We start from the raw sequence: 17,738 nt of genomic DNA, 5'->3' as shown, positions 1-17,738 counted from the left end.
CGATCACTGGAGGTGGCTTGCCTGGCCAGGCCGGGCGCCTCTGCCGGATTATTCGAGCGCCAGCACCCAGAGCACGCCAAAACCGGTGAGCACGCTGCCCAGCGTACCCGACAGTGACGACCAGCGTCCGTCAACGCGGCCAGCTGGCTGCAAAGGTTCGGACTTGGGACGGCGCGCGTCCACCACGGGGGCTGCCACCACGCCGCCAGCATCTGCCTGAATCTGCGCAGTCAGCTCGGCCAAGGGCCCCTTTGCCACTACGGTGGTAACCGCCCCCGAGGGGGCATGCAGCGTCGGCACAATCTGTGCGAACAACTTGTCCGCCCACTTGGTACGCCAGTTCTCGCGGGTGCTATGACTTACCCACTTACTGACGCGGTGGGTCATGCGCGGCGCACAGGCTACCAGCACCCAATGGGTGTGCGCGCTGGCCGGGCGCCCGCACAGGGGCGCCAACACCTGCTGGGCGTACGCCGCGTCGTCCACATACACGATGACTCTGTCCATACCCACCTCCAGGTGTGCGGCACGCCGCAGGGGAGCGGTATGGCCCCGTGCGCTGCCTCAGATGCAATGCAATCCGTGCGAAGCGGTCAGTGTCCGGCTGGTGCCGAGCCGGCACTGGCGCGGCGAGCAAGGATGATCTTGCCAGCCAACAAAACGAGCAGCGCGCCTGCCACACTGGCTCCGTATTTGACCGCATTAATCACTTCGCCGCTCACGCCATCCAGAGGCATCTTGAGCATCCACTGCCACTTGTCTGGGTTGGCGAGGGCTGGGTCTGTGACCAGCATGCCGCCGGCAATCCAGCCCAGCAGCATGCCGCCCAGCGTGATGATGAGGGGAAAACGCTCCATGAGCTTGATGACCAGCTGACTCCCCCAGACGATGATCGGGATAGAGATCAGCAGGCCCAACACCACCAGCAGGAAGGAGTGCTCGCCAGCATTTTGTGCGGCGCCCGCGATCGCGATCACGTTGTCCACGCTCATGACCAGGTCGGCGACGATGATGGTCTTGATGGCTGCCAGCAGCTTGTCGCTTCCTTGTACGTCGCCATGGCCCTCTTCATCGGGTGCCAGCAGCTTCACACCAATCCACACCAGCAGCAGCGCGCCCACAAACTTGAGGAAGGGCAGCGCCAGCAGGGTCATCGCAAAGGCGATCAGGATCACGCGCAGCACGATGGCGCCCGCAGTGCCCCAGATGATGCCCTTGGTGCGCTGCGCGGGGGGCAGCTTGCGGCAGGCCAGCGCAATGACCACCGCGTTGTCGCCTCCCAGCAGTATGTCGATGATGATGATCTGGCCGAGTGCGAGCCAGAATTCGGGCGAAGCCAAAAAGTCCATAAATTCCTCAATGTCAGTGGCGCGAAACGAGGATCCTGGCGCCACTGTAGCGCCGAGTCCCCCGCAGGGATAGGGGGCTTGCGGTGACCTGGTCAAGGAAGGCTTGCCCCAGACAGGGGAGAGATGGCAAGCGAAGGGACGGCCTTGATCAGCCCACGGTGGGCCCATCAAAGGTCTTGCTCAGTTCCACACAGGCTGGCTGTGTGCGAACCCGGACTGCCGGAAGCATGGCTTCGTATTGACGACAAATCCGATGCCTTGCGCTGCTCACACCCGGATGATGGTGGGTGGGCTGGCAAGACGGGAGCTACTCCCCTTCGAGACAGCGATTGGAACATTCCCGGCGAGGCAGCGCAAGGGCCGGGGTGTTGTGGTTACTGCGTACACCCCAGGGTGCGGGCAGGGTGAAAGGTCTCGCCTGGGGGAAGACGGCGGATACCACCACTGCCAGCATCCCTCGTGGCGGGCCGCTATCATGCAGCCCCTCTTGTGCCCCTGCGCTTGTGCGCCTCTTGCCCCGTTTTCATGGCTGCCATCCACATCACCGACATCGAAGCTGCCATCAATCACTGGCGCCACCGTGCCCCCGCATCACCCGACGGTCTGGGCCTGGCGCCTGAGGTGCAGGCCCTGGGAGAGGTCTATGCGCTGATGGTCTATGGGCGCGCCACAGAGATCGATGAAGACAAGCTGCCTTCGGCAGCGATGGCCGCATGGCAGACCTGGTATGACACGACGCCCGACACGCCCTGCATCGCGATTTGCTCCACCAGTCAGGGCGACGACCTGTGCAAGGGCTGTGGGCGCACGTTCGACGAGGTGCAGTTCTGGCCATCGTTCACTCCGGCGGAAAAGCGGGGGGTGTGGCGCCGCATCACGCTGGAGCACTCGGCCTGGCGTTTCAACCGGTACGCAGAGCGTGCAGTAGAGGGCGTGACTTTGCCGGGGGCTGCCAACGGCGGGGCGGGTTGATGGGCGATGGGCTGTACGCAGGCCCGGCAAACCGCTATGGTGGTGCCATGCTGCGCCTGACCCAAGCCCCGAACATTGCGATCGCCACCCTGTGGGCAGACCTGCTGTGTGAGGCGGGCATGGCAGCCTCCGTGCAGCGCCAGTACCTGGCCGCCGCCGCTGGGCACTTGCCGCCCGACCAGTGCCTGCCCGAAATCTGGCTGGACCACGACGAGCACGCCACGCGTGCCCAGGCCTTGCTGCAACAACTACAAGACCTGCCGCAGCGCCACTGGGCCTGCCGCTGCGGCGAGATCGTGGAAGGCGGGTTCGAGCAGTGCTGGCGTTGCGGAACGCTCATGCCGCGCGATTGAGATTCGCGCGGCCAATTGCTATGTATTTAATAGCTGCTTAGGCAAATAGAACCGGCGCCATCAGGCATTTCGGTCCGAAATGCCTCACTTCCAGCGCACAGGCTCCACATGCACGCTGCCCTGCGTGCTGCTCAGGGTAATGGCCCCTTCCTGCACCGTGGCCTGCAGCTGCATGCTGCGTTCGGCCAACTGGGCCAGCGCCTGCGAGGCCTCGGTCGGAATGCGCCAGACCTGCAGCTTGTCCAGCCGCGAGAGCTTGGTTTCAATGCCTTTCCACCAGATCTCGGCCGCGTGGTTGAAGCAGTAGACGATCACCGAGTCGGCCTTGCTGCAGGCCTTGGTCAATGGTTTGTCCTCAGGCTGCCCCACTTCGATCCACACGCGCTTGCGGCCGGTGAAGTCGGTCAGCGAGGCGTCCGGGTCATCGGGGTCCGACAGGCCTGCGCCGAACGCGAGTGTGGCGTCGCCATTGCACAGGTCATTGAGCTGGTGCGCCTGAATGGCCAGGGCCGCCAGCCGCACCATCATGCGCTCGTCGGTCTCGCTGGGGTGGCGTGCCAGAGTGAGTGCGTGGTCGGCGTAGTAGCCGTGGTCGATGTCGGCGATCGCAAGGTTCGCTTTGAATATCGTGGATTTGATCGCCATTCTCAGCGGGTTCCTTCAACAAAAACTTCTACATCAGAGCCATTGCTCCGACGTTTCTCAATGACATATCGGGCTGAAAAACTTCCCAGGCGCGCCGCAGTTTGCAGCGCATCTTCCGCACCAGGGTGTCGCAGGGCATACAGCGCGCGAAATCTTTCAAACCAAATTCGCGGTTCGTCGTGGGGCGTTATCCGCTCGGCGGTTTCCAGATCAGAAAGTGCTTCTTGGGGGCGATCCATCCGGGTGAGCGTGGCCGCGCGAGCGAGGTAGAAGCTGGAGTTACTGGGGCTCAGTTCGATGGCCTTGCTGATATCCGACAGTGCTCCCTCAACGTTGCCCTTCTGGAAACGCTCGTTGCCCCGGTTGAAGAGGATCCGGCTCGCTCCTGCAACTTCAGGTTTCGGGAGTTTGGCTGCAGCATCTTCCCAGAGGGCTGCTCGTGAAGAAAAGCTCTCAAGCCGGTCTTGCGACTGCACAAACAAAAGAGGGATCACCAGCACGCCCAGTGCAAGTGTCACGCGCCACGGGAGGAGTCGTGCCAAAGCGGCGACCGTCGCAGCATACCCAATGGCCCAGATATAACTGCGGTAGAGCACGTACGGCTCCTGAAAGCGCACAAGGCTGAATTCAACCAAAAACAGCAAAGCGCTAAACGCGAGACCAAAAGCGAATAAGCGGAACTTGCCCGTCCGCAGTGAAAGGCCCGCCACCAAAGAAGGCACCGCTACAAACAGGCCCAGTTGCAGCAAAGCGCGAACGGAAGTCCAGGGTTGAAGAAAATCGACCCGCAGGTCTGCAGACATTCTGGTGGTGGAGGGTATCAGCCACTGCAGCCAGTATTGGTAGTACAGCTGGGCCTGCGTGTAGGCCGAAAATAGCCACCGATCACCGCGGCCCTGGAATGCAGGCAGGCCGTAGATTTCACCTGTCAGGTCGCTCAGTCTTGGTTCGTACGGCTGGCCAACGAATCCCATACCCACGCTGAACACCAAGGCAACGGCTGGCAAATTCGCGCAAATGAAAGTGGAGCAGACTTGTACCGTTCGTCGATCCACCCGATCCAGCAGCAAAACGAGTGACAAGGCTGCAAATGGAACAGTCACTGAATGTTCCTTGCACAACATTGCCAAAGACGACATCAGTGCCGCTCGCAGCGCCTTGGCATAGCTACCCTCCTGCAATGCCATCAGCAAATAACGCAAGCTGATCAGCGAAAACAGCGCGGCCATGACGGTAGTGCGTTGTATCAGGTAGCCCGCCGCATAGACAGCCACTGGATGCGCCACAAATACAACGGCCAGCAACGCTGCAACGACGTAGGCCCGCTCTCGAGCTGTAGCAGCAGATTCGTTTCGGCCCGCGTCCACAACGAGCATCTGCTTGAGCAATTGGTAAAGCTGCCAAGCGACCGAAATGTGGAGCACCAAGCTGATCAGCCGATGTGCTTCCATGGTGCCAAATTGTGTTTGGACCCAGCCGAGGGTGAAGTACGGTAGCGACCGGGTAAGCAGCTCCCAGGGCTCTACTGCAGCGGTGGTAAGTCTGGACGTGAAGAAGAGATTGCCGTCGTCAAAAACAAACGGGTTCTCCAAGTACGGGCCATACAGTGCCGACCCGACTGTCGAAATAGCGAGAAGAACAAGCAGAGCAAAAAATGATTCGTTTGACCAACGCCCCCGGATGAAAGGCGTTTTCATTCCAGGGCTCTCTTGGTTGTACTGCTCTGCCGCATGGAGGTATGGCTACACCCGACGCGCCAACTCGGCCGCCTTGCCCACATAGCTGCCGGGCGTCATCGCCAGCAAGCGGTCTTTTTCTGCCTGCGGGATCTCCAGCGAGGCGATCAAGCCATGCAGGGCCTCGGCCGTCACGGTCTTGCCCCGGGTCACTTCCTTGAGTTTCTCGTAGGCGCCTTGCACGCCAAAGCGGCGCATCACCGTCTGGATGGGTTCGGCCAGCACTTCCCAGGACGCGTCCAGGTCTTCAGCCAGAGCTTCTTCGTTGATTTCGAGCTTGTTCAGGCCTGTGAGCAACGAGGCGTAGGCCAGCGTCGCGTAGCCCAGGGCGACGCCCATGTTGCGCAGCACGGTGCTGTCGGTCAGGTCGCGCTGCCAGCGGCTGATGGGCAGTTTTTCGGAAAGGTGTTTGAGCAGCGCGTTGGCCAAGCCCAGGTTGCCTTCGGCGTTTTCAAAGTCGATGGGGTTGACCTTGTGTGGCATGGTGGACGATCCAATCTCGCCCGCCTTCAGGCGCTGTTTGAAGTAGCCCAGGCTCACATAGCCCCAGATGTCGCGCGATAGGTCGATGAGGATGGTGTTGGCGCGCGCCACGGCGTCGAACAGCTCGGCCATGTAGTCGTGCGGCTCGATCTGGATGCTGTAGGGCTGGAAGGTCAGGCCCAGGCCCAGGGGCTCGGGTGTCTCGATGACCTTCTTGCTGAAGGCTTCCCAGTCAAAGTCGGGCCAGGCAGACAGGTGGGCGTTGTAGTTGCCCACGGCACCGTTCATCTTGCCCATGATCTTGACGCTGGCGATGCGGTCGCAGGCGGTTTGCAGGCGCATCACCACGTTGGCCATTTCCTTGCCCACGGTGGTAGGGCTGGCGGTCTGGCCGTGGGTGCGGCTGAGCATGGGCACTTCGGCAAAGGCGTGGGCCATTTCGCGCAGTTTGAGCACGATGCGGTCCAGTCCTGGCAGCACCACCTGGTCGCGGCCCGAGCGAAGCTGCAGTGCGTGGCTGGTGTTGTTGATGTCTTCGCTGGTGCAGGCAAAGTGCACGAACTCGGAGGCTTTTTCCAGCTCGGGGCGCGCTTCAAACTTGCTCTTGATCCAGTACTCGACCGCCTTCACGTCATGGTTGGTGGTTTTCTCGATCTCCTTGATGGCTGCAGCATCGGCCTCGGAGAAGTTCTTGACGAGACCCAGCAAGTAAGCGCGCGCTCCGGTGGTGAGGGGCTTGAATTCTGCAAACCCTGCATCCGACAAGGCAATGAACCATGCCACTTCCACCTGCACGCGGCGGTGCATGTAGCCGTGCTCGCTCATGATCGGGCGAAGGGCGGCAAGTTTTGGGGCGTAACGGCCGTCAAGCGGCGACAGGGCGGTGATGGTGGACAGGCTCATGGCGCGCAATTGTAGGCGGGGTGTAGGCGCGGTACGTTGGCGGCGTTTGTGGGGGCCGCGCATCAGTCAGCCTTGCGCGGGCTGCTGTCGATAGAATCAAACCCGAATTGTTTAGCATCCCCCGCGCACTGGAAGACACACCATGAAATTGATCGGAGCCACCACCAGCCCCTACGTGCGCAAGGTACGTATCGTGATGGCTGAGAAAAAGCTCGACTACCAGTTCGTGCAAGAAAACGTCTGGGCAGACGACACCCATATCTCCGCATCCAACCCCCTGGGCAAGGTACCCTGTCTGGTGATGGAAGGCGGCGAGGCTGTGTTTGATTCGCGTGTCATCGTCGAATATCTCGACACCCTGTCGCCCGTGGGCAAGCTCATCCCCACACAGGGGCGCGAACGCGCAGAAGTCAAAACCTGGGAGGCCCTGGCCGACGGCGTGATGGATGCCGGCATCCTGGCCCGCCTGGAAGCCACCTGGGTGCACCGCAAGGACAGCGAACGCAGCCAGGCCTGGATCGACCGCCAACTGCTCAAGGTGAACGATGGCCTCAAGTCCATGAGCCAGGGCCTGGGCGACAAGCCCTATTGCAGCGGCATCCACCTGAGCCTGTCGGATATCGCAGTGGGTTGCGCTCTGGGTTGGCTGGAGTTCCGCTTTCCCGAGATCGCCTGGCGCAGCGAGTACCCCAACCTGGGCAAGCTGCTCGACAAGCTGATGCAGCGCCCGAGTTTCGCGGACACCAAGCCTGCCTGACCCCGTCGCTCGGTTGCTGAAAGGCTCCGGCGAGTCCGTCCTCCCGCAGAGTGCAGCGGGTCTTTGTGCAGTCCGGTCCCCTGCTTGCCGTATGCTCCCGGGCATATGAACGAAATGGTTCAAAACCCACCCCCCACCGCTGGTACCAGGGCGACCCGCCAGCGCGCCGCGCGCGAGGCCGCGGCCACGCCGGGCGCCGACCGGGTGCGCGTGAACGACCCAGACCGCACCATGGCCAACATCCTGCAGGTGGCCACGGCAGAGTTTGCCGACAAGGGCCTGGCCGGGGCTCGGATCGACGAGATCGCTGCACTGACCAGCACCAGCAAGCGCATGATCTACTACTACTTTGGTAGCAAGGAAGGTCTGTATGTGGCGGTGCTGGAAGACGCCTACCGTCGCATCCGGCGCATCGAGTCCGAGCTGCACCTCGAAGACCTGGCGCCCGAGCAGGCGCTGCGCACGCTGGTCGGCTTCACGGTGGACTACCAGCTTGCCAACCCCGACTTCATTCGCCTGGTCATGAACGAAAACATGCACCGGGGCGAATTCATCAGCCGCTCCACCACGATCCAGGAGCTCAACATCCCCGTGATCCACGCGGTGCGCGATGTGTACCAGCGGGGCGTGGCAGCAGGGGTGTTTCGCCCCGACGTGGATCCGGTCGATCTGCACATGTCGATCTCGGCGCTGTGCTTCTTCAATGTGGCCAACCGCCACACCTTTGGCGCGATCTTCAAGCGCTCGCTGGATACACCTGCCGCCACGGCGCAACGCCGTGAATCGATCATCGAAATGATCGTGCGCTTTCTGCGGCCCTGAATTGACTCCAGCCCCTTGGGGGCGCTTCGTTTTCCATGGCCGGGCAGGAGTACGCCTTTTGCAGGCTGCGGTTGATCCATGGATCGACGAACCGAATGAATGTCCTGCGCTCCTGCACGTTCTGACCACAACATTCAGAGCAGGGTTTGCACCTAATTCAAATACTAACCAGTTCGTACAAAATCAAGTCCAGTACTCGACAAGAACTGGAGACACCATGTTTGCACTGGCCGACCGCTGGCTCGGGCGATACACCCGCGCACTCGACATGCTTTCTGGCCTGTGCCTGGCCATCATGGTGGTGCTGGTGTTCGGCAACGTGGTGTTGCGCTACACCGTCAACTCCGGCATCACGGTGTCCGAGGAGCTCTCACGCTGGTTGTTTGTGTGGTTGACTTTCATGGGGGCTGTGGTGGCATTGCGCGAGCATGGGCACCTGGGCACCGACTTGCTGGTGTCGCGCCTTCCCGCCGTGGGCAAAAAAGCCTGTCTGGTGCTGGCCCAGATTGCGATGCTGTATGTCTCCTGGCTGTTGCTCAAAGGCAGCTGGGCGCAGATGTTGATCAACGCCGACACCGAAGCGCCTGTCACCGGGGCGTCCGTGGGCATCTTCTACGCCAGCGGCGTGCTGATGGGCGTGTCAGCCATTGCCATTTTGCTGCGCGATCTGCTGCGCACGCTGTTCGTGCCGCTGAGTGAGCACGAGCTGGTCATGGTGCAAGAAAGCGAAGAACTCGCGGCGCTGCAACACCGCACGGAGGACGCCAGTGCCAACCCTCCCCCCGCCGGCCCCCGCCGCTGAACCTTCTTCGCACCGGAGCGCGCACCATGACCGTCACCATCTTCCTTGGCTCCCTGCTGATCGCCATGGCGATTGGCATCCCTATCGCGTTTGCGTTGCTCATCAGCGGCGTCGCACTGATGTGGCATCTGGACCTGTTCGACGCGCAGATCCTGGCCCAGAACGTCATCAACGGTGCTGACAGCTTTCCGCTGCTGGCGGTGCCCTTCTTCATGCTGGCGGGCGAGATCATGAATGTGGGCGGCTTGTCCAAGCGCATCGTGAAGCTTGCGCTCACACTGGTGGGCCATGTGCCCGGTGGCTTGGGCTATGTGGCCATCATGGCGGCAGTGATCCTGGCTGCCGTGTCGGGCTCGGCTGTGGCCGATGCGGCGGCACTCGCGTCGCTGCTGCTGCCCATGATGGTGGCGGCGGGCCATAACAAGGAGCGCTCGGCCGGGCTCATCGCCTCCGCCGGCATCATTGCCCCGGTGATACCGCCTTCCATCGGCTTTGTGATCTTTGGCGTGGCGGCCAATGTGTCCATCAGCAAGCTGTTCCTGGCGGGCATTGTGCCGGGCATCTTGTTGGGGCTGTCGTTGGCGGTCACCTGGTGGTGGCTGGTGCGGCGTGAAAACGTGGCCCCCCCCCAGCGCGCAACGCGGGCAGAGCTGCTGCAGGCGCTGCGCGAGGCCGTATGGGCACTGGGTTTGCCCATCATCATCCTGGTCGGCCTGCGCATGGGTGTGTTCACGCCCACCGAGGCCGCCGTGGTGGCTGCCGTCTACTCGCTGTTTGTTGCGATGGTCGTCTACCGCGAGCTGACCCTGCGCCAGCTGGTGGATATCTTCCAGACCTCCGCACGCACCAGTGCCGTGGTCATGTTCCTGGTCGCAGCTGCCATGGTGTCGGCCTGGCTCATCACCGTGGCCGATCTTCCGTCCGCTGTCATCGGCATGCTGGAGCCTTTCATGGGAAACCAGACACTGCTGCTGATTGCGATCATGGTGCTGGTCATGGTCGTGGGGACTGCGATGGACATGACGCCCACCATTCTCATCCTCACCCCCGTGCTGATGCCGGTGGTCAAGGCTGCGGGCATTGACCCGGTGTACTTCGGCGTGCTGTTCATCATCAACAACGCCATTGGCCTCATCACGCCCCCCGTGGGCACGGTGCTCAACGTGGTGGCCGGGGTGGGGCGCATATCCATGTCGCAAGTCACCCGCGGGGTCATGCCGTTCATGGTGGCGCAGTTCATCGTGATGTTCCTGCTGGTGCTTTTCCCATCCATCGTCACCGTGCCCCTGCGCTGGTTGGGTGGCTGACCAGCCCTCCAGCGCGCTCTGTTTCTGCCTGCCAAAAACCCAAGGAGACCATTCCATGAAGCTGCTCAAGACCCTGCTTGCCACCGCACTGCTGGCTGCATCGCTGCTGCCCGCCGCCCACGCCCAGGAGCGAACCATCAAGTTCGCGTTCCAGAACCAGAAGGACCACCCGCAAGCCCAGGGCGCGCAAAAGTTCGCCGATCTGGTGGCGGCCAAGACCAACGGGCGCATTGCCGTCAAGCTTTTCCCCGGCGGCACGCTGGGCGGCGACCTGCAGACCGTGTCCGCGCTGCAGGGCGGCACGGTGGAAATGACGGTGCTCAACGCAGGCATCCTGTCCGCCCAGACCAAGGAATTTGGTATCTACGACTTTCCGTTCCTGTTCGCGTCGCCGCAAGAGGCTGATGCCGTGACGGATGGCCCCTTCGGCAAGAAGCTGCTCGACAAGCTGCAGGCCAAAAACCTCGTGGGCCTCGGCTACTGGGAACTGGGCTTTCGCAACCTGACCAACAGCAAGCGGCCCATCACCAAGGCCGAGGACATCGCTGGCCTCAAGATCCGCGTGATCCAGTCGCCCATCTACATCGACCTGTTCAACGCGCTGGGCGCCAATGCCGTACCCATGCCCTTCCCGGAGCTGTACACCGCCATGGAGCAAAAGGCGGTGGACGGGCAGGAGAACCCCTTCTCCACCATCCTGTCTTCCAAGTTCGCCGAGGTGCAAAAGTACCTGACCGTCACTCGCCACATGTACAACCCGCAGGCCGTGATCGTGAGCAAGAAGTTCTGGGACAGCCTGAACCCCGCCGACCAGAAGGCCCTGACCGATGCCATGGCCGAGGCCACCACTTACCAGCGCGGCGTGTCGCGCGTGCAGGCCAACGTGGCGCTTGAAGACCTCAAGAAGGCGGGTATGCAGGTGTCAGAGTTCTCGCCCGCCGAGCTGGACAAGCTGCGCGCCAAGGTCAAGCCTGTGGTCGAAAAGCACAGCGAAAAGGTGGGCGCCGAGACGGTGAAAGAGGTCTACGCCACGCTGGCCAAACTGCGCGGTGGCAAATAAGCCCAACCGCTGCAACCCCTGGGCTGCTGGAGGCGACAAACGCCGTCAGCGCCCCATGCCACATTCCGCCCCATGAGCACACAGCTCCTTGATCTCCCGGTATCGCTCACCGCTTCCACCATGTCTTCCACAAGCCCCCGCAAGGTGCTGATCGGGCTGATCGGTGCCGGCATCCAGAAGTCGCTGTCGCCCTCCCTGCACGAGGAAGAGGCACGCCACCATGGTATGCGCCTGCACTACCAGCTCATCGATCTGGACCGCTCGGCGCACTCCCTTGAGCAGTGGCCCGAGCAGTTGCCCACGCTGCTAGCCGCCGCGCGCATCATGGGGTACGCAGGTTTCAACGTGACTTACCCCTGCAAGCAGGCCGTCATCCCGCACCTCGACAGCCTGTCGGAGGAAGCGCGTGCCATGGGCGCCGTGAACACGGTGGTGGTGCAAGACGGCGAGCTGGTGGGACACAACACTGACGGCTCTGGCTGGGCGTGGGGCTTTGCCCGGGCGCTGCCTGGCGCCGATCTCCGCCACATCGTGCTGCTGGGCGCGGGCGGTGCAGGCGCCGCCATTGCGCACGCGGTGCTGCGGCTGGGCGCACAGCGCCTGACCATCGTGGACGCCCAGCCCGAACGGGCTGCGCAACTGTCCGCCGATGTCAACGCCTTGCATGGCCATCGTGCCGAGGCCGGGGAGATCCGATCGGCCATGGCCAACGCTACCGGGCTGATCCACGCCACGCCCACGGGCATGGACAAGCTGCCAGGGCTACCCCTCGATGTGGCCCTGCTGCGGCCCGCCATGTGGGTCTCCGAGGTGGTGTATTTCCCGCTCGATACTGCCCTGGTGCAGGCCGCACGCGCGCTGGGCTGCCGGGTATCGGACGGCGGTGGCATGGCCGTGGGCCAGGCTGTGGGAGCGTTTGAGCTGTTCACTGGCGAGGCACCCGACGCGGCCCGCATGGACGCCCACTTTCGCCGCCTGGTCAGCACGCGCTGACGCCCTCGCCCACTGCAACCCATAAGGAGCCGACACCATGAGCACCCCGATGATGGCCGCCCGCGAAGCGCTGGGCGAATTGCCCAACCCCTTGGGCCTGCAAGGTGTGGAGTTCATCGAATACGCTACCAGCCGCCCGCAGGCGCTGGGCCAGGCGCTGGAGCGCATGGGTTTTCAGCCCGTGGCGCGCCACCGCTCGCGCGAGGTGCTGCTGTACCGCCAGGGCGACATGAACATCATCGTCAACGCCCACCAGGACACCGAGCGCACCGGCGTGCATGCCCCGCCCGCGCTCACTGAAGCGCCGGTGCTCGCCGCCGTCGCGTTCCGCGTCAACAACGCAGCCGCCGCCTACCGCCGGGTGCTGGAACTAGGCGCCTGGGCCGTGCACACCGAGGTCGAGGTGATGGAACTCAACATTCCCGCCATCCACGGCGTGGGCGCGAGCCGCGTCTACTTGGTAGACCGGCACAAGGAGTTCTCGATCTACGACGTGGACTTTGTGCCCATCCCCACCGTCAACCCACGTCCGCCCGCGCTGCAGGGCTTGCACCTGTTTGGCGTGGTGCAGTACATCGGCCTCGGCCGCGCGCAAGACTGGATCCATTTCTACGCAGAGTTGTTCGGTTTTGCCGAGCTGTCGCCTGAACAGTCGTTTGGCGTGCTCACACACGGCCGAATCCTTGCCAGCCCTTGTGGCACGCTACACTGGCAGCTGATTGAACCGCTGGTCGATGCGCTGGATGCCGACCCCGAGGAGCTTCTGCAGCGCGTGGCTTTTGGCACGCCCGATGTGCTGGCCACGGTGCACGCGCTGCGCGCGCGCGGTGTGGACTTTGTCGAGTCCCCCACGGGCGTACACACCGGCACACGCGGCGCTCTCACCCGCGCAGACGCAGGTTCACCGAGCTTCGAGCTGGTGCTGGACGCACACTGAGCCTGGAGACTGCCCCATGCGCACATCCACCATGCAACGCAACGTCGCCGACTTTGGCATGGACACCATCAGCCTGGCGGGCCCGTTGGAGGCCAAGCTCGCCGCCGTCAAGGCTGCAGGCTTTGGCCAGATCATGCTGGCCGCGCGCGACATCGTGGGCCACCCCGAAGGCATCGAGGCCGCCGTGCATGCCGTGCGCAGCAGTGGCCTGCGCGTGACGGGCTTTCAGGTGCTGCGCGACTTCGAGGGGCTCTCTGGCCATCTGCACAGCTACAAGGTGGACATCGCCAAGCAGATGATCCTGATGGCGCGCAACCTGGGTGCGCCGGTGCTGCTGGCTTGCAGCTCCACGTCAGCGCACGCCACGCCGGATGCCGACGCGATTGCGCGCGATCTGCGCAAGCTGGCCCTGCTGGCGCTGCCACACGGCATTCGCGTGGCGTTTGAAGGCCTGTCGTGGGGGCGGCATATCAACGAAGTGGACCAGGCCTGGGCGGCCGTAGAGCAGGCCGATTGCCCCAACCTCGGGCTGGCCATTGATTCGTACCACCAGTTCGCCACCAGCACGCCGCTCTCGGCGCTGCAGGACGTGGACCCCGCCAAGATCTACCTCGTGCAGTTGTCCGACTTCATGTGGCAGGAAACGCGCACAGTGCAAGAGCGCATCGAGACCGCACGGCACTTTCGCGTGTTCCCCGGCGAAGGCGTGCACAGCCAGGCGCTGGCCGAGCTTGTGCGCACGCTGGACGGCATGGGCTACCAGGGCGACTACAGCTTTGAGGTCTTCAACGACGACTATCAGCAGCTGCCTCTGCCCTATGTGGCGCAGCGGGCGTGGAACAGTGCGCTGTGGCTGGCAGAAGGGGTGCTGCAACGCGCAGTGCCCTTGCCTGGGCATTCGCGCATCCAGGCAGTCGGGTGAACAGGCCCTAGCTGTTGGCGCGCTTCTTGAGCCAGCGCATCAGTGCGCCCACCACGGGCAGCTTTTCGTACAGCTCTTCGGCAGCATCCCAGTAGTCGCGGTGCAGCGTCACCAGACCTTGTTCGTCCAGCACCAGGTGCGAGGCACCGCGCACTGTCTGCGTCACGCCCTTGTGAAAGTCCTTGAACGCGAAGAGAAAGTCCCAGGTCAAAAAGCACTGCGTGCCCTGCGCCACCCTGCCGGTGACCACAAAACGCGGATGCTCCAGTGCCTCGAACATGTGGGCAAAGATGGCCTGGATGGCGGGCACCCCCACCACCTCGTTGAATGGGTCCTTGAAGCGCGCCTGTGGCGCGTAGAACTGGCCGATCGTCGCAACGTCGGTGGGTGAGAGGTTTTCAAAGAACGCAATGACGCGCGTGACGGCTTCTTCGGTGGAGGGGTGTGTGTTCGGGGGCTGCATGGCAAAAGTCAAAGGCCTGTGAAGCGGCGGACGGCAGGGAAGTACCACCGGTATGGCAACAGCCGCAGCAGCTTCATCACCCGGGTGAAGCGCTTGGGAAAGTGGATGTCGAAATGCCCCCGCTCCCAGCCCTGAACGATGGCCGCCGCAGCTGCTTCGGGTGAGATGAGGGCTGGCATGGTGAAGTCGTTGCCCGCCGTGAGCGGCGTGGCCACAAAGCCCGGGTTGATCACGCTCACGCCCATGCCCAGGTCATGCAGGTCCAGGTACAGCGCCTCGGCCAGGTTGATGAGGGCCGCCTTGGTGGGGCCATAGGCCAGGCTTTTGGGCAGCCCGCGAAAGCCCGCCACGCTGCTGATCAGGCTCACATGGCCAGGGCGCCCGGCGTCCGCTGCGGCCAGCATGGCGGGCAACACCGCAGCCAGCACATGCAGCACGCCGTTGTAGTTGATCTGCTCGTGGCGCAGCATCACGGCAAGGTCGAAGTCGGTGGCACGCATGTCGCGGTAGTAGCCCGCGCAGTAGCACACCAGGTCGGGCGCGCCGCCTGCCAGCACCTGGGCGGCGGCTGACTGCACCTGCTCGGGCTCGGCGGTGTCAAAGGCCAGGGCGACGCTGCCCGGGTGCTGGGCCGCAAACGCATCCAGCGCATCGCCGCTGCGAGCCGACACGATGACCTGCGCACCGCGCGCATGCAGCGCCGCCGCCGTGGCCCGGCCAATGCCGCTGCTGGCCCCGATGAGCCAGGCGCGGCGGCCATGCCAGTCGCGCAAGGGAGGGTTGAGGCTCATGGTGCGCGTTTGGTGAAGGACAGGGTGATCTCGCCCAGACGCACGCCGAACTTGGTCATGGTGGCGCGGTTGAGCATCACGCGGTCGTCGATGAGGTACATCCAGTCGTCCAGATCCACGTTGTAGACCTTGCCATCCACGGGCAGGGCCAGCGTGTAGTTCCATCGGAAGGCGTTGCCGCGCGTCTGGCCGTTGGCCGTGCCCACCACATCGTCGGCGGTACCGGTGTAGCGGCCGTCCGCGTGTTTGGTCAGGCGCCAGATACGGCGCTGCGTGGTGCCGTCGGAGTAGGTGAAGGCTTCGTCGAGCACGCCTTCGTTGCCTTTCCATGAGCAGTCCATGACCACGGTGAAGCGTTTGACGATCTGGCCGCTGCGGTCCTGGAAGATGCCGTAGGCGTCGATCTTGCCGTTGAAGTACTGGGCCAGGTCCAGCACTGGCTTCTCGCTGGCGTAGCCATCGAGGTTCTGGCTGGCGCAGCCGGACAGCACCACGGGCGCAGCCACTGCGGCGGAGAGGAGGAGGCGTCGTTGCATCATGGGTTGTGCCTTGGGTGTGTGGGGGTCAGGTTCCAGCCATCGCTGCACCGCGTGGGTGCCGCAGTAAAAGGGCGTACAGCGCTGCCGCTGCCGCCAGCTTGAGCATGCAGGGCAGCACGGCGTAGGCCAGGCCCAGTGTCTGCAGGCCGTCATCGCTGCGCGTGCCCGGCGTGTAGCCCCACCAGCCCAGCAGGGGCAGTGCCAGGCCTGCGGCCAGGGCCAGGTTGAGCTTGGTGGCAAAGTTCCACCAACCGAAGTACGCGCCCTCGTGCTGGCCACTGTCGCCCTCGGCGGCGATCACGCCCGCCAGCAGGGCGCTGGGCAGGGCCAGGTCGGTGCCCAGTGCGATGCCCGACAGCGCACAAACGACGAGGAACGGCACCACATCACCCGCGCCCAAAAACGCAGTCCACACAAACACGGCAATCGCCAGCAGCATGCCCGCCAGCCAGGTGCGCGCCAGGCCCCAGCGCGCCACAGCACGCAGCCACAGCGGTATGGACAGCGCCGCACAGACAAAATAGGCCGCGAGGAACATGGGCTCCTGCGCGGGCGGTGCCTGCAGGCGGTCCTGGATGAAGAACAGCACCAGCGTGGCGGGGATGGCACTGGCAATGCCGTTGAGCATGAACACGGCCAGCAGTCGGCGGAAGGCGGGCCGCCCCCAGGGCCGCCACAGGCTGGCGCGTTGGGGTGGGCGGTACACCCCTGCTACTGTGCCACCCGCATAGGCTGCGGGGCGCGGGGCTCTGGTCCAGGCCCACCAGCCCAGCAGCAGGGTGATGGCAAACACACTGAGCATCACCGGCAGGCCCAGCAGCGCGGGCAGCACCGAGGCCAGCACCACACCCACCAATGCAGCGCCCTCGCGCCAGGCCACGATGCGTCCGCGCTGCAGCTCGTCGCCACCCAGGCGTGCACCCCAGGACTGGTGCGCAATGCCCAACTGGCTGTAGGCCGTATAGGTAATGAGCAGCGCCACCAGCGCCCAGGCGATCAACGCATCGGCCCCGCGCACCAGCGGAAAGAACAGGCTGGTCAGACCCAGTGCCAGCACCATGGCAGACACCGCCCCCACCGCCAGCACGGCGCGCACCGAGCGACCAAACAGGTAGTCGGACAGACGCCCCAGCAGCGGGTCGGACACCGCATCGAACAAGCGCGCCGCCAGCAGCACCGAGCCCAGCGTGGCCAGCGGCATACCGAACTCGCGAGCGTAATGGTTGGGCAGCAGCACATACAGCGGCAGCGCCACAAAAGCCAGCGGCAGGCCCAGCAGCCCATAGGCCAGGCCTTGGCCGGCGCGAATGGGCGTGGCGGTGGTCATTGCTGGCCTGGGCCTGTGGTGCGGGTGGCCGCGATCAGCTCTTGCCGCAGTCCGGGCTCGGAGGTCTGCGGCGACAGCCAGATGCCGAAGAACAGGCGCGAGAACTCGGCGTCAGGCACTTCGCCCACCACACGCCCGCCCATCTTGAACACGGCACCCGTGCCGGGCTGGTACAGGCCCAGCAGCCGGTCGCCTGCCTTCACATCCGGCAGCGCGGCGGCCAGTGCCTGCTGCCAGCGTGCGGCCTGCTGCGGCGTGAAGCTGCCCACGCGGCGCATCTCCTCGATGGAGCGCTTGGCAATGGCCTCGGCCGAAAAGTCGCGGTGGTAGGTCAGCTCCAGCGCCAGGGGGTGGGCGGCGTAGTTGTCCGCATCAAAACCGGGCTGCACCCACAGCCGCGCACGGTAGATCTCAAACCCCAGGAACCGCAGCACGCCCTGGCCCACCAGGCGGGCACCCGACAACGGGGCCGCAGTGGCTGCGCTGGCCTCTGCAACCTGCGCCATTGCGGTTTGAGGGCCAAAAGCCATCAATGCGCTAGTGAATATTGCGGTAGCAGCTATATTTTTCATAGCAT

General features: G+C 63.9%; 20 protein-coding genes. 10 read left to right on the top strand and 10 right to left on the bottom strand.

Translation table 11 applies throughout. The annotated features are described in order from the left end of the window. Positions 1-48: 48 nt before the first annotated feature. Positions 49-507, bottom strand: a complete 459-nt coding sequence (locus tag ISS20_RS02645) for a hypothetical protein (protein ID WP_291433416.1) — start codon at positions 505-507, stop codon at positions 49-51. Positions 508-593: 86 nt separating this feature from the next. Further along, the gene (locus ISS20_RS02640) at positions 594-1,349 is read right to left on the bottom strand and encodes a TerC family protein (RefSeq protein ID WP_291433414.1); all 756 of its coding nucleotides are present in this window, start codon (positions 1,347-1,349) and stop codon (positions 594-596) included. A gap of 525 nt (positions 1,350-1,874) precedes the next feature. Here ISS20_RS02640 and ISS20_RS02635 point away from each other — a divergent pair. After that, positions 1,875-2,321, top strand: a complete 447-nt coding sequence (locus tag ISS20_RS02635) for a DUF3717 domain-containing protein (RefSeq protein ID WP_291433412.1) — start codon at positions 1,875-1,877, stop codon at positions 2,319-2,321. Positions 2,322-2,368: 47 nt separating this feature from the next. Further along, the gene (locus ISS20_RS02630; protein WP_291433410.1) at positions 2,369-2,674 is read left to right on the top strand and encodes a DUF2007 domain-containing protein; all 306 of its coding nucleotides are present in this window, start codon (positions 2,369-2,371) and stop codon (positions 2,672-2,674) included. Positions 2,675-2,758: 84 nt separating this feature from the next. On the opposite strand, the gene ISS20_RS02625 is transcribed toward ISS20_RS02630, so the two are convergent. From ISS20_RS02625 to purB, 3 genes are read right to left on the bottom strand one after another with little or no spacing between them, the layout of a single operon-like run. Further along, the gene (locus ISS20_RS02625; protein ID WP_291433408.1) at positions 2,759-3,319 is read right to left on the bottom strand and encodes a YaeQ family protein; all 561 of its coding nucleotides are present in this window, start codon (positions 3,317-3,319) and stop codon (positions 2,759-2,761) included. A gap of 2 nt (positions 3,320-3,321) precedes the next feature. Next, a complete protein-coding gene (locus ISS20_RS02620) occupies positions 3,322-5,016 on the bottom strand; it encodes a hypothetical protein (RefSeq protein ID WP_291433407.1) in 1,695 nt (564 codons plus the stop codon). A 45-nt stretch (positions 5,017-5,061) separates the two neighbouring features. Continuing rightward, on the bottom strand, positions 5,062-6,441 hold the full coding sequence (gene purB / locus ISS20_RS02615; RefSeq protein WP_291433405.1) for an adenylosuccinate lyase: 1,380 nt from the start codon (positions 6,439-6,441) through the stop codon (positions 5,062-5,064). Positions 6,442-6,583: 142 nt separating this feature from the next. Here purB and ISS20_RS02610 point away from each other — a divergent pair, with 142 nt between their 5' ends. From ISS20_RS02610 to ISS20_RS02575, 8 genes are all read left to right on the top strand, one after another. Beyond that, entirely contained in the window at positions 6,584-7,198 is a 615-nt protein-coding gene (locus ISS20_RS02610) for a glutathione S-transferase N-terminal domain-containing protein (protein WP_291433403.1), read from the top strand. A 105-nt stretch (positions 7,199-7,303) separates the two neighbouring features. Next, positions 7,304-8,020, top strand: a complete 717-nt coding sequence (locus ISS20_RS02605) for a TetR/AcrR family transcriptional regulator (RefSeq protein WP_291433401.1) — start codon at positions 7,304-7,306, stop codon at positions 8,018-8,020. Positions 8,021-8,237: 217 nt separating this feature from the next. Next, positions 8,238-8,822: a TRAP transporter small permease gene (locus ISS20_RS02600; RefSeq protein ID WP_291433399.1), complete on the top strand. Its 585-nt coding sequence runs from the start codon at positions 8,238-8,240 to the stop codon at positions 8,820-8,822. A gap of 26 nt (positions 8,823-8,848) precedes the next feature. Next, the gene (locus tag ISS20_RS02595; protein WP_291433397.1) at positions 8,849-10,129 is read left to right on the top strand and encodes a TRAP transporter large permease subunit; all 1,281 of its coding nucleotides are present in this window, start codon (positions 8,849-8,851) and stop codon (positions 10,127-10,129) included. Positions 10,130-10,184: 55 nt separating this feature from the next. Beyond that, positions 10,185-11,189, top strand: coding sequence for a TRAP transporter substrate-binding protein (locus ISS20_RS02590; RefSeq protein ID WP_291433395.1), 1,005 nt, complete (start codon positions 10,185-10,187; stop codon positions 11,187-11,189). A gap of 120 nt (positions 11,190-11,309) precedes the next feature. Next, on the top strand, positions 11,310-12,182 hold the full coding sequence (locus ISS20_RS02585) for a shikimate dehydrogenase (RefSeq protein ID WP_291433494.1): 873 nt from the start codon (positions 11,310-11,312) through the stop codon (positions 12,180-12,182). A 37-nt stretch (positions 12,183-12,219) separates the two neighbouring features. Then, positions 12,220-13,119, top strand: a complete 900-nt coding sequence (locus tag ISS20_RS02580; RefSeq protein WP_291433393.1) for a VOC family protein — start codon at positions 12,220-12,222, stop codon at positions 13,117-13,119. A gap of 16 nt (positions 13,120-13,135) precedes the next feature. Then, a complete protein-coding gene (locus ISS20_RS02575; protein ID WP_291433391.1) occupies positions 13,136-14,041 on the top strand; it encodes a sugar phosphate isomerase/epimerase family protein in 906 nt (301 codons plus the stop codon). A 7-nt stretch (positions 14,042-14,048) separates the two neighbouring features. Here the strand turns inward: ISS20_RS02575 and ISS20_RS02570 are convergent, their stop codons facing one another. From ISS20_RS02570 to ISS20_RS02550, 5 genes are read right to left on the bottom strand one after another with little or no spacing between them, the layout of a single operon-like run. Next, entirely contained in the window at positions 14,049-14,504 is a 456-nt protein-coding gene (locus ISS20_RS02570; protein ID WP_291433389.1) for a nuclear transport factor 2 family protein, read from the bottom strand. Positions 14,505-14,512: 8 nt separating this feature from the next. Next, entirely contained in the window at positions 14,513-15,295 is a 783-nt protein-coding gene (locus ISS20_RS02565; protein WP_291433387.1) for an SDR family NAD(P)-dependent oxidoreductase, read from the bottom strand. Further along, positions 15,292-15,834 carry a DUF3833 domain-containing protein gene (locus tag ISS20_RS02560; protein WP_291433385.1) on the bottom strand — a complete coding sequence of 181 codons (543 nt, stop codon included), beginning with the start codon at positions 15,832-15,834 and terminating at the stop codon, positions 15,292-15,294. The genes ISS20_RS02565 and ISS20_RS02560 overlap by 4 nt, the downstream gene beginning before the upstream one ends. Before the next feature lie 25 nt (positions 15,835-15,859). Then, on the bottom strand, positions 15,860-17,161 hold the full coding sequence (locus ISS20_RS02555) for an MFS transporter (RefSeq protein WP_291433383.1): 1,302 nt from the start codon (positions 17,159-17,161) through the stop codon (positions 15,860-15,862). Next, a complete protein-coding gene (locus ISS20_RS02550) occupies positions 17,158-17,667 on the bottom strand; it encodes a chalcone isomerase family protein (protein WP_291433381.1) in 510 nt (169 codons plus the stop codon). The genes ISS20_RS02555 and ISS20_RS02550 overlap by 4 nt, the downstream gene beginning before the upstream one ends. Between the last annotated feature and the right edge of the window lie 71 nt (positions 17,668-17,738).

This window comes from Acidovorax sp. (assembly GCF_016783915.1).
Classification (GTDB): Bacteria; Pseudomonadota; Gammaproteobacteria; order Burkholderiales; family Burkholderiaceae_C; genus Acidovorax.
This window is presented reverse-complemented; position numbering and strand designations above follow the sequence as displayed.